Below are 18653 nucleotides of genomic sequence, written 5' to 3' on the forward strand. Positions count from 1 at the left end.
CGACGATAAATACGCAGTTCAACACGCATTGTGCGCCCACATTGTGTAGTTAACTACTGATAAGCTGTGATGATCTTGCGGCCGAACGTGGTTCGTTCGTTGGCGTACCGGACCGCTTCGTCCAGGGCGGCCTGGGCGATGCCGACCGCGACGGCAGCGATGCCGAGCCGGCCGGAGTCCAACGCGGAGAACGCGATCGACAGGCCCTGGCCCTCAGTGCCGATCAGCCGGTCGGCGGGCAGGCGGGCGTTGTCGTAGAACGCCGAGGTGGTCGGGACCGCGTGCAGGCCCATCTTCTCCTCGGGTTTCCCGAAGCTCAGGCCCTCGAGATCGGCGGGGACCAGGAAGCACGAGATGCCCTTGGAGCCCTCTCCAGTGCGGGCGAACAGAGTGTAGAAGTCGGCCTTTCCACCGTGGGTGATCCACGCCTTCGAGCCGTTGAGGACGTAGTTGTCGCCGTCGCGGGTGGCCTTGCAGTTCAGGGCGGCGGCATCGGAGCCGGCCTGCGGCTCCGACAGGCTGTAGGCGCCGATCTGCTCACCGGAGAGCATGTCCGGCAGCCAGCGCTTCTTCTGCTCCTCGGTGCCGTAGGCCAGCAGTGGGTGCGAGGACAGGCTGTGCACGCTGACCGCGACGCCGATCGCGGCCCACCGCGCCGCGATCTCCTCGAGAACCTGCAGGTACACCTCGTAGGGCTGGCTACCGCCACCCCACTCGTCGGGCTGCGGCAGGCTCAGCAGCCCCGCCGCGCCGAGTTGGGCCATGACCCCTTCGGGGTACTTCTCGTCGCGTTCGTACTCGTCGACGATCGGGTCCAGGACCTTGTCGGCGACATCGCGGGTCAGCGCAATGAGGTCACGAGCGTCGTCAGAGGGAAGGAGGCGATCAACCGGCATACTTGCACATCCTAGTTTCTCTGCTCGGTGGGAGGCGATCCCCGGCGCGTTACGAAGCCGGGGTGTGCAACAGCCCGGCGATGTCGGGATCGAGTTGCTGCAGGGCGACGATGACCGCGACCCGGTAGTCGCGGCCGATCTGTGAGCGCACGGTGGTGGTGCGGCCACGCCTCTCGGGTGGTCTGATCTCGTCGATACGCGATTCGAGGGCGACGATGAGGTCCTCGAACTCGGTGATGAGCCCGGAGAGGATCATGACTTCCGGATCGAAGAGTGCTTCGGTGAGGATCGCGGTGTGCGCAATCCGGTCGATCACGTCGCGGATCATCTTCTGGGCGGCCGGTTTTCGACTGGTTTCCTGTGCGACGGCGTCGAGGTCGATGTCCTTCAGCGGCACACTTTCGGTCTGCGGGGCGACGGGTTGCATCGCGTGTAGCGACATACCGGCGTCGACGCAACCGGTTCTGCCGCACAGGCATTGCGCGTCGCTGCCGGCAATCGGCGTGTGTCCGATGGCTCCGGCGACTCCGGTGGCGCCGGAATATGGTCGTCCGCCGATGATCAACCCGACGTTGACATGGCCGCCGCAATCGAGCAGGAGCGCAGAGCGCACCTCTCTGGCTTCGCCGGCGATTGTCTCGGCAAGTGTCATGGCCTGCGTCGAATCCAGCACCGCGGTCGGAATTCCGAGAGAGCGTGAGATCGGTTTGCCCAGTTCCACCTCGGACCAGCCGAGAGCCTTCGACTCGACGACGAATCCCGTTGTGCTGTCGATGAATCCGGGCAGGCAGATGCCGGCTGCGGCGACGGCGCCGACGGCGGGGTCGTCGATCAGTTGATGTGCGATGCGGGTGATCGACCGGATCACGGATGCGGAGGTTCTCCCGGCCGTGGGCGTCTCTTCTTCGTGGGAGATGTTGCCCGTCGCATCGGCGACGACGATGCGCGCTCGACGCTCGTCGATCCAGATACCGAGCACCCGACGCGCCTGCGGGTTGCAGCCGAGAAGTTTGCGGGGGCGACCGCGGTAGCCCGGGCCCTCGACTCGCGAATCCAGTTCGATCAGGGTCCCGTCATCGATCAGTTCACTGACGATGGCCGTGATCGACGGTCGGCTCAGACCGAGCCGATCTGCCAGGTCGGCTCGGGCCAGCGGCCCCTCGGTCCGCAACAGGTGAACGACACGTTGGCGGTGCAGCAGGTGCAGCACCTGCGCTTCCTGACGCGTCGATTCTGACCGTTTCAGCAGAACCTCCTTGACGGTCTCAACAATATGCTGCTATTAAGTTCGTCACAGAAATTAAATAGGCATCTAGGGCATCGGAGCCACGCCATGACCGCTAGTAATCCCCTCGTCAATCCCCTGTTCGCTTCGCCTCGGACACCAACTCAAACTACCGCGAGGATCGGCGCATACGGCGGCGTCGTGGTGGCGGGGTGGCTGGTCGCCGCGGTAGCCAGTGGCTACGGCGTCGCCTCGGCCGACGCCACCGGTACGTCTTCGTCGGATTCCGCTACATCCAGCTCGACGAATTCCACATCGTCGGGTGCAGCGTCCACCGGAACGACGGCGAAGCCGAGCGCGGGGGACGGGGCCGGCGACAGGACCAAGACCGGACCCACCGTCGGTAAGGGCTGGGCCAAGAAGACCACCAAGCCGAAGCGGGCCGGCAAGACATCGTTGACCAAGGACCTGGCGCCCGGAGTGACGGTCAGCAGCAGTGGCGGAGCACGCGCGAACGATGCTGATTCTGCGCCCGCTGCCGAAAGTGCCGGGGCACAGAAGGAACCAGGAAAGCAGGCGAGGTTCGAGGAGGCGATCGATGTGCCCTTGAAGGCGCTGGCGTCGATACCTGACAAGGTTCGCTCGACCGTGCTGGACCTCTCGGTGGGCAAGGACCGCAAGCCGAGCACCGCGTCGGCGCGCACCTCAGATACCGCCCAGCCCCCGGCGTCACTGAGTCCGGTGAACATCAATGACACGGTCAAGCGATCGTTCGAGCGGGTGGAACAGGTCACCGGCACGATCACCGAGAAGGTGAGCGAACAACTCAGCGAGAAGCTCGCTGCGCCGAAGTCGGCGTCTACCGTGTACGAGGCCAGGTCGTTGGCGGTGTCGACTGCGAGTAATGCGCAGATCGCCACGGCTGCGGTGGCGCCGAGGTCTCAGGTGGCTGCGCCTACTGATCCGGCGGGGTTGCTCAACGGGATTGTGACGAATCTGCTGAATCCGTTCTTGGCGCCGTCTCCGGATGCTCCGGACCCGTTCACTCCGATGGCGTGGGCCGTGTTGGGGTGGGTGCGGCGCAATCTGTTCAATCAGGCTCCGGTGGTCAGCAATCCGACGACCACGGTGCAGACCGGCCAGACGGTGACCGGCAACATCGGTGTGACCGATGCTGAGGGTGACGCGTTGACGTACACGGTCACCAAGGCCCCCGAGCATGGCACGGTGACCATCGATCAGCAGACCGGTGAGTTCACCTACACCCCCGATGACATCAATTATGATGCGGCGCAAACGGATACGTTCACGGTGTCGGTCACCGACGGGAACCGGATCAACCTGTTGGCGCTGTTCAAGCCGCGCACCGCGCAGAAAGACGTCGACCTCACGGTGCTCAATCCGACCGTCGAGCGGGTGATCCTGGATCTCTCCGACGGCATCAAGAACCCGAACACCCCGCGGTTCTCCGAGGACGGCCAGTCCATCTACTTCGGGGCCACGCCGGCAGAAGGGGGCCGCCAGGAGATCTATCGGATCAGCGTCGACGGCAACGACGTCGAGTGCATCACCTGCGGCGTGTCCACCGAAGTCACTGCCGGCCTGTCGAGAGTCGTTCCTTTCCAGGATGGTTCGGGTCGGCTGATGATTCAGGTCACGACGAGCCCGAACTCCTACGTCGTCTACGAAGAGACAGCTGACGGCAAACAACTGGTTCCCGTCATCACCCCGCCCGCGGGGACACGCGTCCTCGACCCTCAGCGTGAGATGCGCATCTCCCCCGACGGGACGCACGTGCTGTTCAGCCAGATCCAGATGAGCCCGCAAGGTCTCATCACCGCGGTACCGGTGGTGGGCCGGCTGGAACGAACCGACGCCGGCTACGAGATCGCCGATGCCAGGGTGGTTTATCCCGTCGGTGAGGGCAAGCAGTGGACCCCGGACGGCAAGGGCGTGATCATCCTCGGTGGGCGATACGAGGCGGGGAACGTCGACGACATCGTCGTCGACCTGGAGACCGGAGAGGTGACCCGCCTGACCGGCAACCTCGACTACGACGAGGACATCGACATGTCCCCCAACGGGCAGTGGATCGCGGTCGGCAGCACCCGAGGGTACGACGCGCTGACGCCGATGTCGCGGATCGTCCGACCGGCGTTCCTGCCGGCGGACATCCAGGGCGCGGTGTACGAGGCGTACCGGGGAACCGGGGATTCCACCAATATCACGAACCAGGAATGGGTCATCGCGATCGAGGATGACCTCAAGGGCGAGAACGGCATCCCGGTGTTCGTCGACGGCGACGGATACACCGCCCGCAGCATGGCGAGCTGGAACAACACCGGAGATGCGGTGGCATTCTGGGAGGCCAGCGGGGCTGATGCGACAGATACCCGGTTGGTCATCGCCAAGGTGAACTACACCACCAGCGTCGGCCCCGTGGCGGGTGATCGCACCACCCCGGATCCGACGTGGGCTCCCGAACTCAAGACATACGTGCCCAGCACAGCACCGTTGCCGCCGACCGGAACGTATGCCGGTGCCGGCGGCGGCACCGCAGTGGTCACCGAGGCGACCGATGCGACGACGGGCCACATCGTCCGCACCGTCACCTACACCGATTACGTCAATGAGCAGGGAATGATCCTCAACGGCACCGAATCAACCGATACCACCGCCAGCCAGTCATCCATCCGCTACCTCGCCTACATCACCGTCACGGGTGAGCACACCGGATACCTCAAGGCGGACGCCACGATCAACAAGCTTCAGCGGACGATGACGGGCCACATCACCTCTGACCTCGACGGTGACGTGCAGAGCGTCAACGATCAGGACAGGATCGACGACGACAGGGCGAACATGTAGTTCACGAACGGCCCAACCGCTCCGACCCGCTCACCTCACGGAGAGTGCGTCGGAGCGGTTGGCGTTCAAGGCATCCGCGCGACGATCTGGATCTCGACCAGCGCGCCCGGCATGGCCAGCTCGGTGACGCCGACAGCCGTCCAGGCCGGATACGGCGCGGGCACGAACTCGTCCTTGACCTCGCCGAAAACCTGCACATGCTGCTGCAGGCCGACGTGGTAGCTGGTGATGTCGACGACATCGGCGAACGTCAGCCCGGCCTCCGCCAACAGCCCCTGCAGGTTCGAGAAGGCCTGGGTGAACTGGGCCCGTGGATCCTCCGGAACGGACATGTCGGGAAGCATCCCGATCATCCCCGAGCAGCGCAGGTGGTCGCCGTCGATCACCGCGGGCGCGAAATGGTGGGCGTCGTACATCGGCTGCATCCATTGCGGAACAACGATTTTCATGGACGATCTCCTTGTCTCTCCGCGGGCAGACGCGAAAGCCCCCTATTTCCAAGGAAATAGGGGGCTTCCACTGGGGATCTCCCGCTTACGGGGGACTGCTCGGCAGAGAACCTAGACGCGTTCCGCAGCGGGCAGCGCCGCCAGGATGTCGTTGACGCGGTCGCGGGCGTCGCCGAAGAGCATCTGCGTGTTCTCGCGGAAGAACAGCGGGTTCTGCACACCGGCGTAACCCGAGGCCATGGAGCGCTTGAACACAATGACGTTGTCGGCGTTCCAGACCGTGAGCACCGGCATTCCGGCGATCGGGCTGGACGGGTCCTCGGACGCAGCCGGGTTGACGGTGTCGTTGGCGCCGATCACGAGCACGACGGAGGTGCCGTCGAAGTCGTCGTTGATCTCGTCCATCTCGAGCACGATGTCGTAGGGCACCTTGGCCTCGGCCAGCAGCACGTTCATGTGGCCGGGCAGGCGGCCCGCGACGGGGTGGATGCCGAAGCGGACGTTGACGCCGCGCTCACGCAGCTTGCGGGTCAGGTCGGCCACACCGTACTGGGCCTGGGCCACGGCCATGCCGTAACCGGGGGTGATGATCACCGAGTCGGCGTGAGCGAGAAGCTCGGCCGCACCCTCGGCGTTGATCTCGCGGTGCTCGCCGTAGTCCTTGTCCTCGGCCGGTCCGGCTTCGATGCCGAACCCGCCGGCGATCACCGAGATGAACGACCGGTTCATCGCCTTGCACATGATGTACGACAGGTAGGCACCGGAGGAGCCGACGAGGGCGCCGGTGATGATGAGCAGGTCGTTGCCGAGCAGGAAGCCCGATGCTGCGGCGGCCCAGCCCGAGTAGCTGTTGAGCATCGACACCACGACGGGCATGTCGCCGCCGCCGATCGAGGCGACCAGGTGCCAACCGAGCAGCAGCGCGAGCACGGTGACGGCGATGAGCAGCCACAGGTGCGGTTCGACGACGAACCAGACGGTCAGTGCGGCGAAGACGACCAGCGCACCGATGTTGAGGAAGTTCTTGCCGGGCAGCATCAGCGGCGCGGACTTCATGCGGGCCGACAGCTTGAGGTTCGCCACGATCGAGCCGGTGAAGGTGACGGCACCGATGAAGACGCCGATGAACACCTCGGCCGAGTGGATGCCGGTCATGCCCTCGGCGGCAAGTTTCACGGCCTCGTGGCTGGTGGGGGCGTTCTCGACGTCCAGGTAGCCGTTCCAGCCGACCAGTACCGCGGCCAGACCGACGAAGCTGTGCAGCAGTGCGATCAGTTCGGGCATGCCGGTCATCTCGACGACCTTGGCGCGCCACAGGCCGATCGCGGCGCCGACGATCATGGCGCCGATCAACAGGGCCAGGCCCAGCGGCTCGATCTCGCGGTCGAAGGCCAGCGCGATGGTCGCGATGAGGGCGATCGCCATGCCGGTGATGCCGAAGGTGTTTCCGGCACGGGAGGTCTCGTGCTTGGACAGTCCGGCCAGAGCCAGGATGAAGAGCAGTGCCGCGACGACGTAGGCGGCCGTGGCAACGTTTTCTAGGGTGAACATGGAATCCATTCCAAAGTCTTTGTGGGCACGCAGGTTCTAGCTACGGGAGAACATCGCGAGCATGCGACGCGTCACCGCGAAGCCGCCGAATACGTTGATGCTGGCCAGCAGGATCGCGCAGGTCGCGATCGCGGTCACCAGCGTGTTGCCGTGGCCGACCTGGAGCAGGGCACCGACCACGATGATTCCCGAGATCGCGTTGGTCACCGACATCAGCGGGGTGTGCAGCGCGTGGTGCACGTTGCCGATCACGTAGTAGCCGATCACGATCGCCAGAGCGAACACGGTCAGGTGAACCTGCAGCGCGGCGGGTGAGAGCGCGATCAGGGCGAACACGGCGGCCGCGGCGGCGAACGTGATGCCGAGCCGGCGCCCGGTCGACATCGGCTGCTTCTCTTCCTTGACCGCCGGGGCGGCCGCAGCCTGCTGGGCGGCCGGCGCGGCGGAGACCTGCACCGGTGGCGGGGGCCAGGTGGTCTCGCCATCGCGCACCACGGTCATCGAGCGCTGCACCACGTCGTCCCAGTCAAGGACGACCTTGCCGTCCTTGTCCGGGGTCAGCAGCTTGAGCAGGTTCACCAGGTTGGTGCCGTACAACTGGGAGGCCTGGGCGGGCAGACGGCCGGCCAGGTCGGTGTAGCCGATGATCGTCACGCCGTTGTCGGTGACGATCGCCTGGTCCTTGACCGTGCCCTCGACGTTGCCGCCGTTGGCCGCGGCCATGTCGACGATCACGCTGCCGGCCTTCATCGAGGCGACCATCTCGGCGGTGATGATGCGCGGCGCGGGCTTACCGGGGATCAGCGCGGTCGTGACGATGATGTCGACGTCCTTGCACTGCTCGGCGTACAACGCGGCCTCGCGGGCCTTGTAGTCGTCGTCCATCTCTTTGGCGTATCCGGTGGCCGACACCTCGGCGGCCTCGTTGGCCACGGACAGGTACTCGCCACCGAGCGAGGCGACCTGATCGGCGACCTCGGGTCGGGGGTCGGTGGCCCGCACGATCGCGCCCAGGCTGCCGGCGGCGCCGATCGCGGCCAGACCGGCCACACCGGCGCCCACCACAAGCACCTTGGCCGGCGGCACCTTGCCCGCAGCGGTCACCTGACCGGTGAAGAACCGGCCGAATGCGTGGGCGGCCTCGACCACTGCGCGGTAGCCGGCGATGTTGGCCATCGAGGACAGCACGTCGAGCGACTGGGCACGCGAGATACGCGGCACCGCGTCCATGGCCAGCACGGTGATCGGCCGGGTGGACAGCTTCTCGACCAGCTCGGGCTTGAGCCCGGGTGAGATCAAGCTCACCAGAGTCGCTCCGTCATTGAGGACGGCAACTTCGTCATCGTTGGGGGCGTTGACCTTCAGCACGACGTCGGCGTCCCACGCGTCACCGATCTCGGCACCGGCGTCGACGTAGGCCGCGTCGGAGAAGCTCGAGGCAGCACCGGCGCCGGTTTCTACGACTACCGCGTAGCCGAGCTTGATGATCTGCCCGACTGTCTGCGGGGTGGCGGCGACGCGCGTTTCCCCAGGTAGGGACTCGCGCGGGATCCCGATGAGCATCGAATCCGCTCCGTTCTATGTGTCCAGGCCTCTTCGTTCAGCCTGGAAGAGTGTCGCACTTGTGTTCAGATAACGCGCATGCCCCTTTTGGGGGATGTGACTGCTGGCCCTGGTGCGGCTACAGCCAGTCACGACGTTTGAACATCACATACAACAGGATGACCAGCACAACAATCAAAATGGAGCTGGCGACGAACCCCACGGCGGTGTTGATCCCGGGATACAGGACGTTCTGGCCGTAGAAGCCCGTGATGGCCGTCGGCACCGCGATGATGGCGGCCCAGCCGCTGAGTTTCTTCATCACGGTGTTGAGCCGCGCGTCCTGCAGAGACAGGTTGGTCTCGAACACCGTGGTGACCATGTCGCGGAGCGATTCGGTCCATTCCGAGGCCCGCAACACGTGGTCGTACAGGTCGGCGTAAAGCGGGTCGAGGTCGGGCGAGGTGGACGAGTCCATCCGCCGGTGCTGGATGGTGCTGACCACCTCACGCATGGGTAGCACCACCCGCCGCAGCTCGACCAGGTCCTTGCGCAGTTGGAAGGTGCGTCGTTGTAGGCCGCGTCGTGGACCGCCGTCGGCGAACAACTCGTCCTCGAGTCCTTCGATGGCGTCGTCGAGCGCCTCGACAGCCTCGAAGTGTCCGTCGACCACGACGTCGAGCAGCGCGTGGACCAGCGACCCGACGCCGTACCGCTGGCCGCCGAGGTCGTCGAAGCGGTGCGACACCTTGCTGATGTCGAACTCGGTGGACTCACCGTTGGAGCTGGGTAGCCGGACGGTGATCAGGCCTCGCGGCAGGACGAACGCCGAGATGCGATGTTTGATCAACAGTGACGTGTCGGGTGTCGCGTCGGCTTCCGGCTCCCGGGTGTCCACGGCGTACACGGTGAAAAACGTATGGGTGTGGTACACCGAGGTTTTCGTGCGTTCCTTGGGTGCGACAGCATCCTCGACGGCCCACATGTTGAGCCCGAGCTCGGTGGCCAGTTCACGAAGTGCCTCGTGATCGGGGTCGTAGATGTCCGCCCACACCAAGGTGTCCTCGTCGGTTAGGCAGTCCGAGACATCCGTGAACTTGAAGCCGCCGTCGACCGGCTGTCCGTTGCGCCAGATCCGTCCCTGCACCTGCCTCACGAGGCGGCCACCATCGGCAGCAGGTAGGTGCGCACGTAGTCGCGGGTGTCCTCCAGGCTGGTCAGTTTGATGCTGGTGTGCGGAGTCACGATGAACGACAACGTAAGTCGGGTGTGCAACTCGGCGACGGTTCGGAGGTGACGTTCCTGTGCCGGGGTGGTTTCGGTGGTCCCGTAGAGATCGGTGCGCAAGTGCGCGACCGAGAAGTCGGTGGCGAAATCGATGATGGCGCCTGCGTCGACGGTCAGGCTGGGCAGGATCGTCTCGGGTTCGGTGCGTAGCAGCTTTTTGAGCAGCGCATGCTCGCGCAGGAAGGTCACCGTGAAGACGGTCTCGTAGACCATGCGGTCTTCGAGGGTGTCGGCGTGGGCCCGGGCCTGTGCACTGCCATCCAGGTAGCGCCGTGCTTCGGAGAGCACCACCGCGTCGATCAATACGTCCTTGGTGGGGAAGCGGCGGTAGAGAGTCGCCCGCCCGACGCCGCTGCGCCGCGCGACGTCCTCCATGGTGGTGCGCCGAATGCCGACCAACTCGGCCTGTTCCAGCGTCGCGCTCAAGATGCGTGCGGTGATCTCGTCGGGGTCGCGCACGCGGGCCAGTACCGCGGGATCCGGTTCGGCGAGGCGCCGCACGAAGTCCGCTGTTCGCGTGGAAGTCACGAAGTCTCTCCTTGCCCGTGCGTCGCGATGGCCGTAGCCTAACCAAAGAGACTAGCGAGACAGTGAGCGTATCGATGTCTCGCATGTCTCACCATAGTTGTCCGGGCCGACGAGGGAGGGCGTTATGAGCATCGGATTGTGGACCCGCTGGACGGCACTGCATGCCGTACCGAAGGCGTTCATGTCGTTTCAGGGCCGGGTGGGTAATCCGATGGGTGCGCTGATCTCCAGCCACGGCAAGGGCATCGACCCGTATCCGCTGATGGAGCAGATCCGTCGACGCGGCCCACTGGTGAAGACTCCGTTCGTCTGGGCCACCGTCGACCACGGGGTGGCTCGGCAAATCCTGCGGGACAAGCGGTTCGGCGTCACCCCGCCCACCGGGATGGGAATGCCGAAACCCGTGCAGCAGCTGCTGGACCTGACCGATCCGAAAGTGGCCAATCCGGTCGAGCCGCCCGCGATGGTCATCGTCGACCCGCCTGCGCACACGCAGTACCGGCAGCTGGTCGCGCAGAGTTTCACCCCGCGGGCGATCGACAAGCTGGACGCCAGGGTGGCGGAGGTGACTGCAGAACTCGTCAACCGGCTGGCAGGTACGCCTCGACCCCATCTGATCGCGGACTTCGCCGCTGTCCTCCCGGTTGCCATGATCGCCGAGATCCTCGGTCTGTCCGGCGAATCCCATGCGCAACTGCTCGAGTGGGGTCACGACGGGGCGCCGCTGCTCGACGTCGGGATCCCGTGGCGGACCTACCGTCGTGGCATCGACGGCATGCGCGGTCTCGGCGCATTCCTCGCCGAGCACTTCGACAAAGTCCGCGCCGGCGCTGCCGAGGACAACCCGTTCACCAAGATGGCCGCCGACCACACACTGACCGACCACGAACTCGCCGCCAACGCAGCGCTTCTCATCGGCGCGGGGTTCGAAACCACCGTCAACCTCATCGGCAACGGGATAGTCCTGCTGCAGCAGCACCCCGACCAACTCGCCCTGCTGCGTGACGATCCGGACCTGTGGCCCGCCGCGGTGGAGGAGATCCTGCGCATCGAGAGCCCGGTGCAGATGACGGCGCGCACCGCGCAGTGCGACGTGGAGATCGAGGGTCGACGCGTTCGCGCCGGGGACATGGTCGCAGTGCTGCTCGGCGGCGCCAACCGCGATCCGCGGGTGTTCGCCGAACCGGACCGTTTCGACGTGACCCGCTCCAATGCCCGCGAGCATCTGGCATTCGCTTCGGGCATCCACGCCTGCCTCGGTGCGGCCCTGGCTCGCATCGAGGGGGCGACTGCGCTGCGCGCACTGTTCGAGGCCTATCCGGATCTGCGCCTGACCGAGGCCCCGCGCCCGCGGGGTCTGGTCAATCTGCACGGATATGTGAAGCTGCCCGCTCTGCTGGGGTCCCGGCGCACCGAGCCGGCCGGTCTGGTCTGCTGAGCTCGGTACTCTCGGTGGGGACCTGCCCGATCTTGAACGCGAGGCCCACACCCCCATGACGGATTCCCCACTCGACGGACTGATGGCGCGCGTCGGGGGCGTCAGCGGCATGGTCTACTCGGCGCTCCCGGTCACCGTTTACGCGTCGGTCTCGGCGCTCTCGGGACGGGTGCCCGCGATCATCTCCGCGCTGGTGACGGCGGCCCTCGTATTCGGTTGGCAGTTGCTGCGCCGAGAATCGATCAGGCCCGCAGTGTGGGGATTCGTCGGGGTGGCGGCCTGCGGGCTGCTGGCCCTGGTGACCGGCCAGGCCAAGGACTTCTACCTCCCGGGTATCTGGATGTCCTTGGCATCGGCCATCGTGATGACCGGCTCGATCCTGGTCAGACGCCCCCTCGTCGGGGTGATCTGGGCCTGGGCCACCGGCCGGGACGGCAGCTGGCGCCAGGTCCCCGGGGTGCGGCTGGTCTTCAACATCGTCACCGCGGTCCTGGCGACAGTGTCCTGGTCGCGATTCCTGGTGCAGAACTATCTCTACGACACAGGGCAGGACGGACTGCTGGCGGTGGCCCGGCTCGCGATGGGCTGGCCGTTGTTCGTGGTCACTACGACGCTGGTCCTGCTCAGCGCCCGGTACGCCATCCGGGCGCTGCCGCGGTCGGCATCCTGAGCGGAGCCGGCCCTCAGTTGTTGCCGGGGATCAACCCGTACTCGGCCAGCAGTTCACCGATCTCGTTGTCGGTGACCTTGCCGATCACGCGCTTGCGGATGATCTCCGGTACGGGCAGATCCACTTCCTTGCCGTCACGCAGATGGACGGTTCCGGCGATCAACTTGCGGACGTCGTAGGTCGAGTTGAACACCTCCGGCACCCCGCGCTCGATACCCAGCAGCTGATACGCCGCCTCCATGCCGGTCCGGACCGAGTACTCGGTGGTGAAGATGCAATCGCGGGTGGTCTCGGCGAACTGACCGATGAAGGCGAAGTTCACCGCGCCTTCCGGGACGACGCCGGGACGGTCACCCGCCTGCCGCGGCATGAAGAACGACGTCACGTAGGGCATCATCACCGGCACGGTCTTGGCCGCGTTGGCGGCGAGCTCGGGGATGTCGGCCTCGGGGACACCCAGGTGGTACAGCCATTCCTGGGTGATCTCCTCGCCGGTGCAGTCGCTCAGCGACTTCTTGACGAAGTCGCCAGGGGTGTCGACGAACAACCCGTACACCCACACCACGATCTGGTCGGAAGGCTGCTGCTTGAAGTGCGGCTGCCGGTTGACGGTCCAGCTCATCAGCCACTTCGAGTCGCGCGCCGTCACGATGCCGCCGGTGACGACCTTGCCGGAGAACGGATCCCGCTTGCAGATCTTCTGGATGTACTCGGGGATGCGGTGGTCCAGGGTGGTCACGGTCGCCGATTCCCACTTCGTTTCGGGGATGTGGCCACCGAAGACGTCGGGGCGCCCGAATGACGGGTCCTTGGCCGCGATGCGGCGCCACAGATCCCAGGCCGGGGCGGACCCGGTGTTGAGCTTGGCCGGTGTGTGGTGATCGCCGTCGTCGGAGTTCTCGGTCAGCGAGCCGATGGTGGTGAGCACCAGGTCGTTCGGGCCGAGGTCGACACCGCCCGGCTGGCCGTCCTTGATCCAGTGAATCCTGGTGGCCTGCTTGCGGTCCGGGGTGATATCGAAGTCGATGTCGGTGACCTCGGTATCGAAATGGAAGGTCACGCCCTGATCCAGGAGCCATCGGTACATCGGCAGCACGAGTGACTCGTACTGGTTGTACTTGGTGAACTTCAGCGCCGACAGATCCGGGAGCCCCTTGATGTGGTGGATGAACCGGTGGATGTAGAGCTTCATCTCCAGCGCGCTGTGCCACTCTTCGAACGCGAACATGGTGCGCCAGTACAGCCAGAAGTTGCTCTCCAGGAAGTCTTTACCGAAGACCTCGTTGATGCGCTTGTTCTCCATCTCTTCGCGGGTCGCGAGGAACACCTTGACGATGTCCTTCTGCGCCTTGGCGTTGAGCGCGAACTTGTTGTCGGTGTGGGCGTCCTGACCGCGGTTCTCGGTGGCCCGGCACAGGCTGTAGTTGGGGTCGTCCTTGTTGAGCCAGTAGAACTCGTCGAGCACGCTGGCGCCCTCGACCTCGAGGGAAGGAATGGTCCGGAACAGGTCCCACAGGCATTCCATGTGGTCCTCCATCTCGCGGCCGCCGCGGATCACGAAGCCCTTCTCGGGTTCCTTGATGCCGTCGAGGGCGCCGCCGGGCAGCTTCAGCCGCTCGAGGATGGTGATCTTGTTGCCGGGGAGTTGTCCGTCGCGGATCATGAAGACCGCCGACGACATCGATGCCAAACCGGCGCCGACGAACCACGCGGTTTTGTCTTCTACGCCCTGCGGTTTGCGGGGGCGTGCGAATGCTTCGTAATTGCCACTGCTGTAATACATCTCGCCCACTTTCTCCTCAGTTGTACTTGTAGAAGCCCTCGCCGGTGGCGAGGCCCAACTTGCCTTTGTCGATGTAGTTCTCTTTGAGCCACGCGGCGAGCTTCTGAGCTTCGGCGTCTCCGTTGGCCATGATGTTGTACGGCGTTGTGAGGCCGATGATGTCGTAGATCTGGAACGGTCCGACGGGTGCTCCGGTGGCGATCCGCCAGGTGTCGTCCACGGCGCTGGGGTCGGCGTAGCCGCCGGCCGCGAGCTCGGCGGCCGCATTGAGGAACGGCACCAGAAGTGAGTTGAGGACGTAGCCGGCCTTCTCCTTGTGCAGTTCGATCGGCACCATCCCGATGGCCTTGGCGAACTCGACCACTTCGGCGAACACCGCCGGGTCGGTGTCGGTGGTTCCCATGATCTCGGCGGTGTTGAACTGCCACACCCGGTTCGCGAAGTGCAATGCCAGGAACTTGTCCGGCCTGCCGGTGGAATCCTTGAGGTCGCTGGGCAGCAGGGTCGAGGAGTTGGTGGCGAAGATGGTCTTGGCCGGGGCGAGTTCCCCGAGCTTCTGGTAGGTGTCCCGCTTCAGATCGAGGATCTCCGGGATTGCCTCGATGACCAGATCGGCGTCGGCCACCGCGTCCTTCAGGTCGGCGGTCAGCGTGAGCCGGCTCAACGCTTCCTGAGCCTTGCCGTCACGCGCATCGGGTACCTCGTTGGCATAGGTCTCGGCCAGCTTCGCGAATCGGTCCTTGGCCGCCTCGAGAACCTTGTCGTTGATGTCGTAGGCCGTGACGGTGAAGCCCTTGAACGCGGATTGGAACGCGATCTGGGAACCGAGCACTCCGGTCCCGAGCACGGTCACCTTCTTGATGGAGTTCGTCATGATGTCTCTCCTTCTCGTGGTGTTGTGGTTGCCAGGAACCCCAGCACGATCTGGTTGATCTGCTGGAGCAGTTCGTGGGCGCCGTCAGCACCCCACTTCACGCCGGTCGACGGTTGGACCACCAGGAGATGCAGTGCCGCGAAGACGCTTCTGGCGGCGCGGTCGGCGTCGGCCCGCAGCTCGTTGTCGGTGGTCGGATCGGCCGGGTGGCAGCGCATCAGGCGCGCGGCGATCGCATCCTCGAGCCGCATGACGTGGTCGAGGCCTTCAGCCCGGAAACGCTCGGTGGGGGAGCCGAACAGCAGCTCTCGTTGGTAGGCCGTGGCGTTGCTCGGCTGCCGTGCGGCCTCGGCGATGACGGGAGCCACCATCGCGAACACCGCGGCGCTCGGATCGTCGATGTCGGCTGCGTTGCGCATGCCGGTTTCGATGGCCTGCCGGAACTGGTCGTTGTAGACCATCAGCAGCAGTTCGGCTTTCGAGGACGCGTAGCGGAACAGGGTGCCCGCCGCGACGTCGGCGGCCTCGGCGATCTGGGCCACCGTGACGGGCTCGAATCCGTGCGCTTCGAACAGTGCACTCGCCACAGCGAAGATCCGCTGCTGCTTGTCCTGCATGTTGCGCGTCCGTCGGCCTGTCATGATCACCTCATTAATGAGTGCGCTCATTAATGAACGTACTCATTAATCCGGAGCGGTGTCAACCGGGGTGAATAAACTCAGCTCGATTTCAGACCTTCACCACGCCGGTGCTCACCGGTACCAATACCCAGGTGAACGGATCACTGCCTGGTTGCTGTCGTCGCTGAAGCCCATCGCCACCCCACTACCTTCAGCAACAGAAAGCTGCCCACAGTGTCTGTGTTCGTCGACATCGTTCCTCCCGAGGCCGAAGCCGGTCCGCCGCGCGCGGTCACACCGTCAAACCGGTGGCGCACGCTGCTGACCACGTCCGCGCTGCCACTTCTATCGGTGGTCCTGTTCTTCGTGGTGTGGCAGGCGGTGGCCTGGGCAGGCATCTGGAACCAGACGTTCGTGCCTTACCCGTCGGCAGTCTGGCGGGCCTTCATCGATGTCTCGACCACCCATGACGGCGCGCGCGGCTATGCGGGGTACCTGCTCTACGAGCACCTCTACATGACGCTGCGCCGCGTACTGGCCGGTGTGGTGATCGGTGTGGTCGTCGGCGTTCTCCTGGGCCTCCTCATGGGTTCGGTCGGATGGCTGCGCAGCGTGCTCGAACCGTGGCTGACTTTCCTGCGTGCGCTGCCGCCGTTGGCGTACTTCTTCCTGCTGGTGATCTGGCTCGGGATCGACGAGGCACCCAAGATCACGCTGCTGGCCCTGGCCGCGCTGCCGCCGGCCGCGGTCGCCACCACGGCCGCCGTGGTCGCTGCTCCCGTCGGTCTGCAGGAAGCGGCCCGGGCGTTGGGCGCCACCCGGGCACAGGTCATCCGCGACGTCGTGGTGCCCTCGGCGCTGCCGGAGACCTTCACCGGGATCCGGCTGGCCGTCGGCATGGCGTACTCGTCGGTGGTGGCCGCCGAACTGTTCAACGGCATCCCCGGCATCGGTGGATTGGTCAAGGACGCAAGCAATTACAACAACACACCGGTCGTGCTGGTCGGGATCTTCGCCATCGGGATCTCGGGCCTGGTGATCGACGGAGGTTTGCGGGCTGTCGAACGACGGGCCGTCCCCTGGAGAGGAAAAATATGAGATTGACGAAGCTGGTCACAGTGCTGGCTGCCGCGACGGTGGCACTGGCCGGCTGCGCGGTGGACCACTCCGGGGGGAACTCCCAGAAACCCACCATTCGCCTTGGCTACCAATCCTTTCCGAGTGGCGATCTGATCGTCAAGAACAACAAGTGGCTCGAAGAGGCGCTGCCCGACTACAACATCAAGTGGACGAAGTTCGACTCGGGCGCCGACGTGAACACCGCATTCATCGCCAAGGAACTGGACTTCGGTGCCCTGGGTTCGAGCCCGGTGGCCCGCGGTTTGTCAGCGCCGCTGAACATTCCGTACAAGGTGGCGTTCGTGCTCGACATCGCCGGTGACAACGAGGCGTTGGTGGCTCGTGACGGCGCCGGCGTCAACTCGATCGCCGACCTGCGGGGCAAGCGTGTCGCCACACCGTTCGCGTCCACCGCGCACTACAGCCTGCTGGCCGCGCTGGCGCAGAACGGCTTGTCGCCCAACGATGTCCAGCTGATCGACCTGCAGCCGCAGGCCATCCTGGCGGCCTGGGACCGGGGCGACATCGCCGCGGCCTACAGCTGGCTGCCCACGCTCGACCAGCTGCGCAAGACGGGCAAGGATCTGATCACCAGCCGGCAGCTGGCCAAGGACGGCAAGCCGACGCTGGACCTGGCCGCTGTATCCGACGAATTCTCGACCGCCCACCCTGAGGTGGTCGACATCTGGCGCCAGCAGCAGGCCCGCGCGCTGAACGTCATCAAGGACGATCCGCAGGCCGCGGCCAAGGCGATCGCCGCCGAGGTCGGTCTGAGCCCGGAAGATGTTGCCGGACAACTCAAGCAGGGCGTCTACCTGACCCCGGCCGAGGTGGCGTCTCCCGAATGGCTGGGTACCGATGGCGCACCGGGCAACATCGCCGCCAACCTGCAGAGCGCGTCGCAGTTCCTCGCCGATCAGAAGCAGATCCCCGAGGCCGCTTCGCTGCAGGTCTTCAAGGACGCCGTCTACACGAAGGGGTTGCCGGATGTCCTCGCCAAGCAGTGACGCATCGGGCGGCCTGAAGATCAAGAACGTCGCCCATCGGTACGGGCGCGGCTCGGATGAGGTGACCGCGCTCGGACCGGTGGATCTCGATGTCGATCCCGGTTCGTTCCTGGTGCTGGTGGGGGCCTCTGGGTGCGGCAAGAGCACGCTGTTGCGGCTGATCGCCGGCTTCGAGACCCCGTCCGAGGGCGAGGTCGAGGTGTCCGGTTTTCGCCCCACGCCCGGGGTCACCTCGGGTGTGGTGTTCCAGCAGCCGCGGCTCTTTCCGTGGCGCACGGTGGGCGGCAACGTGGATCTGGCGCTCAAGTACGCCGGCGTGCCGCGGGAGCGACGGACGGAGCGGCGCGAGGAACTGCTGGAACGTGTCGGTCTGGAAGGTACTGCCAAGCGCAAGATCTGGGAGATCAGCGGCGGCCAGCAGCAGCGTGTCGCGATCGCGCGGGCGCTCGCCGCCGAGACCCCGCTGTTCCTGTTGGACGAGCCGTTCGCGGCTCTGGACGCGCTGACCCGTGAGCGGTTGCAGGAGGACGTCCGTCAGGTCAGTGCGGAGTCCGGTCGCACCACGGTGTTCGTGACGCACAGTGCCGACGAGGCGGCGTTCCTGGGTTCGCGGATCGTGGTGCTGACGCGCAGGCCCGGGAAAATCGCGCTGGACCTGCCGGTGGAATTGCCGCGCACCGGCGTCGACGCGCACGAACTGCGACGCTCGCCGGAATACCTCAAGCTGCGTACCGATGTGAGCGAGGCGGTCAAACTCGCTGCGGCCTGATCTCGCAACGAAAGTGACGCCAGGGTC

Annotated in this window: 15 protein-coding genes and 1 pseudogene; 6 read left to right on the plus strand and 10 right to left on the minus strand. The window is 65.4% G+C overall.

Features of this window, described 5'->3' with window-relative positions:
* Positions 1 to 68 precede the first annotated feature (68 nt).
* Together AC4LGL_RS29585 and AC4LGL_RS29590 are read right to left on the minus strand one after the other, a co-directional pair.
* Positions 69 to 896, minus strand: a pseudogene (locus AC4LGL_RS29585) (acyl-CoA dehydrogenase family protein); the annotation flags it as partial.
* Between the two features lie 49 nt (positions 897 to 945).
* Positions 946 to 2106, minus strand: coding sequence for an ROK family protein (locus tag AC4LGL_RS29590; RefSeq protein WP_491841854.1), 1161 nt, complete (start codon positions 2104 to 2106; stop codon positions 946 to 948).
* A 123-nt stretch (positions 2107 to 2229) separates the two neighbouring features.
* Between AC4LGL_RS29590 and AC4LGL_RS29595 the strand changes: the two genes are divergently transcribed.
* Complete coding sequence (locus AC4LGL_RS29595; protein WP_491841855.1) at positions 2230 to 4989, plus strand: cadherin-like domain-containing protein; 2760 nt, start codon at positions 2230 to 2232, stop codon at positions 4987 to 4989.
* Positions 4990 to 5054: 65 nt separating this feature from the next.
* Here the strand turns inward: AC4LGL_RS29595 and AC4LGL_RS29600 are convergent, their stop codons facing one another.
* The 5 genes from AC4LGL_RS29600 to AC4LGL_RS29620 all read right to left on the minus strand — a co-directional run bounded on the left by AC4LGL_RS29600 (position 5055) and on the right by AC4LGL_RS29620 (position 10346).
* Positions 5055 to 5438: a RidA family protein gene (locus AC4LGL_RS29600; RefSeq protein WP_491841856.1), complete on the minus strand. Its 384-nt coding sequence runs from the start codon at positions 5436 to 5438 to the stop codon at positions 5055 to 5057.
* 111 nt (positions 5439 to 5549) lie between these two features.
* Positions 5550 to 6989 (minus strand): Re/Si-specific NAD(P)(+) transhydrogenase subunit beta, encoded by a 1440-nt coding sequence (pntB, locus tag AC4LGL_RS29605; RefSeq protein ID WP_491841857.1) that lies wholly within the window; start codon positions 6987 to 6989, stop codon positions 5550 to 5552.
* Positions 6990 to 7025: 36 nt separating this feature from the next.
* Entirely contained in the window at positions 7026 to 8552 is a 1527-nt protein-coding gene (locus tag AC4LGL_RS29610; protein ID WP_491841858.1) for a Re/Si-specific NAD(P)(+) transhydrogenase subunit alpha, read from the minus strand.
* 118 nt (positions 8553 to 8670) lie between these two features.
* A complete protein-coding gene (locus AC4LGL_RS29615) occupies positions 8671 to 9687 on the minus strand; it encodes a magnesium transporter CorA family protein (RefSeq protein WP_491841859.1) in 1017 nt (338 codons plus the stop codon).
* Positions 9684 to 10346 carry a helix-turn-helix domain-containing protein gene (locus tag AC4LGL_RS29620; protein WP_491841860.1) on the minus strand — a complete coding sequence of 221 codons (663 nt, stop codon included), beginning with the start codon at positions 10344 to 10346 and terminating at the stop codon, positions 9684 to 9686. Before AC4LGL_RS29620 ends, AC4LGL_RS29615 begins: the two co-directional genes overlap by 4 nt.
* A 124-nt stretch (positions 10347 to 10470) precedes the next feature.
* On the opposite strand from AC4LGL_RS29620, the gene AC4LGL_RS29625 reads away from it, so the two are divergent.
* A complete protein-coding gene (locus tag AC4LGL_RS29625) occupies positions 10471 to 11784 on the plus strand; it encodes a cytochrome P450 (protein WP_491841861.1) in 1314 nt (437 codons plus the stop codon).
* Positions 11785 to 11839: 55 nt separating this feature from the next.
* Complete coding sequence (locus AC4LGL_RS29630; RefSeq protein ID WP_491841862.1) at positions 11840 to 12454, plus strand: DUF3159 domain-containing protein; 615 nt, start codon at positions 11840 to 11842, stop codon at positions 12452 to 12454.
* Positions 12455 to 12467: 13 nt separating this feature from the next.
* On the opposite strand, the gene AC4LGL_RS29635 is transcribed toward AC4LGL_RS29630, so the two are convergent.
* From AC4LGL_RS29635 to AC4LGL_RS29645, 3 genes are read right to left on the minus strand one after another with little or no spacing between them, the layout of a single operon-like run.
* Entirely contained in the window at positions 12468 to 14237 is a 1770-nt protein-coding gene (locus AC4LGL_RS29635; protein WP_491841863.1) for an oleate hydratase, read from the minus strand.
* Positions 14238 to 14253: 16 nt separating this feature from the next.
* Complete coding sequence (locus AC4LGL_RS29640; RefSeq protein ID WP_491841864.1) at positions 14254 to 15111, minus strand: 3-hydroxyacyl-CoA dehydrogenase; 858 nt, start codon at positions 15109 to 15111, stop codon at positions 14254 to 14256.
* The gene (locus AC4LGL_RS29645) at positions 15108 to 15752 is read right to left on the minus strand and encodes a TetR/AcrR family transcriptional regulator (RefSeq protein ID WP_491841865.1); all 645 of its coding nucleotides are present in this window, start codon (positions 15750 to 15752) and stop codon (positions 15108 to 15110) included. Before AC4LGL_RS29645 ends, AC4LGL_RS29640 begins: the two co-directional genes overlap by 4 nt.
* A gap of 213 nt (positions 15753 to 15965) precedes the next feature.
* Here AC4LGL_RS29645 and AC4LGL_RS29650 point away from each other — a divergent pair, with 213 nt between their 5' ends.
* Genes AC4LGL_RS29650 through AC4LGL_RS29660 form a run of 3 tightly spaced genes read left to right on the plus strand, consistent with a single transcriptional unit; the run spans position 15966 to position 18626 of the window.
* On the plus strand, positions 15966 to 16829 hold the full coding sequence (locus AC4LGL_RS29650; protein ID WP_491841866.1) for an ABC transporter permease: 864 nt from the start codon (positions 15966 to 15968) through the stop codon (positions 16827 to 16829).
* Positions 16826 to 17857 (plus strand): taurine ABC transporter substrate-binding protein, encoded by a 1032-nt coding sequence (locus AC4LGL_RS29655; RefSeq protein WP_491841867.1) that lies wholly within the window; start codon positions 16826 to 16828, stop codon positions 17855 to 17857. Before AC4LGL_RS29650 ends, AC4LGL_RS29655 begins: the two co-directional genes overlap by 4 nt.
* Positions 17838 to 18626, plus strand: coding sequence for an ABC transporter ATP-binding protein (locus tag AC4LGL_RS29660; protein ID WP_491841868.1), 789 nt, complete (start codon positions 17838 to 17840; stop codon positions 18624 to 18626). Before AC4LGL_RS29655 ends, AC4LGL_RS29660 begins: the two co-directional genes overlap by 20 nt.
* Positions 18627 to 18653: the final 27 nt, after the last annotated feature.

It is taken from the genome of Mycolicibacterium arcueilense (genome assembly GCF_058536225.1).

Coding starts and splice junctions, on each gene's coding strand:
- AC4LGL_RS29595 (WP_491841855.1), top strand. CDS start 2,230: ATGACCGCTAGTAATCCCCTCGTCAATCCCCTGTTCGCTTCGCCTCGG.
- AC4LGL_RS29600 (WP_491841856.1), bottom strand. CDS start 5,438: ATGAAAATCGTTGTTCCGCAATGGATGCAGCCGATGTACGACGCCCAC.
- pntB (WP_491841857.1), bottom strand. CDS start 6,989: ATGTTCACCCTAGAAAACGTTGCCACGGCCGCCTACGTCGTCGCGGCA.
- AC4LGL_RS29610 (WP_491841858.1), bottom strand. CDS start 8,552: ATGCTCATCGGGATCCCGCGCGAGTCCCTACCTGGGGAAACGCGCGTC.
- AC4LGL_RS29625 (WP_491841861.1), top strand. CDS start 10,471: ATGAGCATCGGATTGTGGACCCGCTGGACGGCACTGCATGCCGTACCG.
- AC4LGL_RS29630 (WP_491841862.1), top strand. CDS start 11,840: ATGACGGATTCCCCACTCGACGGACTGATGGCGCGCGTCGGGGGCGTC.
- AC4LGL_RS29635 (WP_491841863.1), bottom strand. CDS start 14,237: ATGTATTACAGCAGTGGCAATTACGAAGCATTCGCACGCCCCCGCAAA.
- AC4LGL_RS29640 (WP_491841864.1), bottom strand. CDS start 15,111: ATGACGAACTCCATCAAGAAGGTGACCGTGCTCGGGACCGGAGTGCTC.
- AC4LGL_RS29645 (WP_491841865.1), bottom strand. CDS start 15,752: ATGACAGGCCGACGGACGCGCAACATGCAGGACAAGCAGCAGCGGATC.
- AC4LGL_RS29655 (WP_491841867.1), top strand. CDS start 16,826: ATGAGATTGACGAAGCTGGTCACAGTGCTGGCTGCCGCGACGGTGGCA.
- AC4LGL_RS29660 (WP_491841868.1), top strand. CDS start 17,838: ATGTCCTCGCCAAGCAGTGACGCATCGGGCGGCCTGAAGATCAAGAAC.